This window comes from uncultured Subdoligranulum sp. (genome assembly GCF_937890665.1).
Genome location: NZ_CALADU010000299.1, coordinates 1 through 3,284, shown reverse-complemented (window position 1 = coordinate 3,284; position 3,284 = coordinate 1). Strand labels below are relative to the sequence as shown.

Below are 3,284 nucleotides of genomic sequence, written 5' to 3'. Positions count from 1 at the left end.
TGCACTTTCTGCTGCCCATAACTACTTTGACAACCTGAAATTCTCCTACAACGAGGTAACGGTGCCCCACGGCTTTGATGCTTTCGGCGGTGATTTTGGCAGCAGCCAGTCCATCACCGTGCCCGCCAACAGCAGCAACGATTACCTCATGAAAAACGACGAGTGGTCCGTCAAAGTTGCCATCGACAAAATCGACAGCGAGACCAAACAGCGTATCAAGGGTGATGCAGCGTTCAAGATTTATGAATGGGATACCGTGCTCCAGCGCTATATTCCCGCAGGTGGCTATAACCAGTATGCGGTGGAGCGCCAGCCGGACGGCACCTACAAAGTCATCAACCATAGCAGCTATGCCAACGGTTCGGATAACATCTACTATACTCAGCGCAACGAGGGCCGTTTTGTGGTTGTGGAGAGCCGTGCCCCCAGTGGCTACTATGGCGACTGGACGGATGTAACGAACCCCGGTGCGGCAGGTTCCGTTTTGGGCAAGCGGGCCTATGCCTTTGAAATCACCAAGGCGCTGGATGGGCAAACTCTTTGGCTCGGCAATGCAGACTATAATGCCGATATTACCACCACCAACAACGGCGGCACTCTGATCGACACCGGTGAGGCCATCGTCACGATTACGTTTGGCGACCGTGTGGCGGATAAGACTTATGAGACTGACCCTACAGGTAGTGCCAACAATGAAAAATCCTACACCATGCACGCGGATGCCGATAAGGTGCAGAACGACCGCGTTCTCGGCAGTATTTTGCTGACCAAAGTCGATTTGGATGCAGCGCGGTATCTGGCTGCGGGCAGCAACGGTGATACCACCTTGGAGGGAGCCGTCTACGACCTGTATGCAGCGGATACCATCGCACACCCGGATGGCGTCACCGGCACAGTGGATTATTCCAAAATTTTGGATGCCAACGGTAACCCCATCTGGCACACCACTGTGCTTACCAACGGCGGCTGGGATACCGATTACCTGCCCATTTTGCAGAAAGACAGACTGGTTGCCTCTGCTGCCATCAAGGACGGGAAACTTGCTTTTTCCAACCTATATATGGGACGCTACTACCTTGTCGAGCGTGCCACAGGTTTGGTGCTGCCTATTGACGGCAACGGCAAACTGTATACGACCGGCAAATACCCGCAGCTGAATAAAAAGCTGGAGCGCACCGGCAAATACAGTGATTTGGTTCGGAAGAATAACGAATACACCGACTACCTCTATAAGAATCAGTACTCTGCCGTAGCTGAAAGCCGCAAGCTGGACGGCAGCAAGGCATGGGATGGCTATTATCTTTCCTATGCCACCGGGTATCTCTGCGATGAGGTCAACCACTACAAAACACTGACCTATGCAGATGAATCCAGCTACCATATCAGCGCTGAGCAGGAAAGCCAAGATGAAGTCCTCAAATCCAGCTTCTCGCTGAATAAGCTGGTTTCTACCACAGGTCAGCCTCCCCGGCGCTGAAGCTGGAGGGGGCGGGCTTTACCGTCTATCGCATTTCCAAGCTGAGCAAGGCTGCACAGTTCAAGCAGAACCCGGATGGCAGCTACAATGCACAAAGTATTTTGGACGTTTACCGCAAAGATAACTACGATAATTTGACGCTCAAGTACGATTTCACTGCCGAGGGGCAGGCTGTTGCCAATATGTATGAGAGCAACGCTGCCACGGTAGAAGCCTACAATGCCACCCTGACCGCAGATGGTGACTACGCCAACGGCAAAGGCAATGGTTGGGTTCCCACTGATCAGGATGCAGAGTACCGGTTGACAGAACTGTATACGAACGAGGAAGGTGTCATCCGCATTGAGGGACTTCCGTATGGGCAGTACCTTGTTGTCGAGACTACGATCCCCAAGGACGTTTTCCAATGTGATCCCTTTATCGTAACGGTCAGCAAGGACAGCCCGCAGAGCCGTTTTACGGTTCCTGCCGGCAGCGTCACCACCGCCACCAACAACTACATGACCTATAACGTGTTGGATGAAGAACTGGAAGGTTACTTGCAGATCGTCAAGACCGATACCGAAACTGGCAAGGCGGTCAAGATTGCGAACACTGCTTTTGCACTGTACATATTGGATGATAAAGGCAACAAGACCCGTATCTCGATGATTGATCCTGCCAGCGGCAGCGCCACCAAGAAAACCGATGTGTTCTACACCGATGCGGATGGCCTGATGAAAACGCCTGAAAAGCTGCCGCTTGGTCGCTATTTCATTGAGGAATTGCAAGGTCCCGAAGGCTACTACAATGATCCTGCCTACTCTGTAGAATTTGAAATCACTTCCGAGCGTGTCTGGCAGGTCGTGGGCAACGCCACCAATGACATGGACGAGTACATTGTAGAAGAAAAGTATTTCAACCATGAAACCCTCGGACAGTTGACCATCCGTAAGCTGGGCAATGTCCTGACCGATTACAAAGACGTGCAGTTCATCTACACGCAGGATAATTTGGCAGGGGCAACCTACGAAATCCACGCGGACGGCGATATTGCCACGCTCGACCGTCAGGGCACTTATTGGTATAAGGATGGTGACCTTGTTGCCACTGTTACCACAGGTGCGGCAGGTCAGGTCGATGAGGTGAAATTTGCCCCCAATCGTACACAGGCCACCTATGATTTCCTTACCATCTCCCATGACGGCACCAAAGGTGAAGTGACCGTGACCCTGCCTTTGGGCAAGTACACGATCACCGAGGTCAAAGCACCCTATGGCTTTGTGCTGACGCAGCAGAGCTATAGTGTGGAATTCGGCTGGGACAACCAGCGCAATGATATTGTGCTGGCGAAAACCATCGTCAGCCACGAGCAGGATGGCGACAAAGAGTGTTCATACGGCATTGTCAATGTTAAAGATGCTTCGGATGCCCATAAGACCGCACAGATCCTTGTCTTTGAAAATGTGCGTGTGCTGCCGGTTCCCGAAAAGCCCGATGACAAGGTCAGCAAAATCGGCGTTGGCATTTATAAGCAGGACCGCGAAACACTGACCTATCTGCCCGGTGCTGTGTATGAACTGTACACGGTGGACGATATTTTCGCAGCAGATGGCACGAAGCTGGTGGACGCCGGTGCAAAGCTGGCAACCAGTGACCCAACCAACGACAGCGGTTTTACTTGGTTTGATGTGGATGTGCCCATTCGCGCCGAAACCTATCCGGACTCCGGCAATAGCGGTAAATACCGCATTGTCGAAATCACCGCCCCTGCTGGGTATCTTCTTGATAACAGCCCCATCGAGGTCGAGTTCACCTATGCCGGTCA

At 52.3% G+C, this 3,284-nt stretch carries 2 protein-coding genes; both read left to right on the top strand.

Features of this window, described 5'->3' with window-relative positions; genetic code table 11:
* Positions 1-1,477, top strand: a 1,477-nt coding sequence (locus Q0526_RS17365) for a SpaA isopeptide-forming pilin-related protein (RefSeq protein ID WP_298736433.1), incomplete at its 5' end; no start/stop codon positions are given.
* Between the two features lie 101 nt (positions 1,478-1,578).
* Positions 1,579-3,284: SpaA isopeptide-forming pilin-related protein (locus Q0526_RS17360; RefSeq protein WP_298736431.1), on the top strand; the 1,706-nt coding region annotated here is incomplete at its 3' end.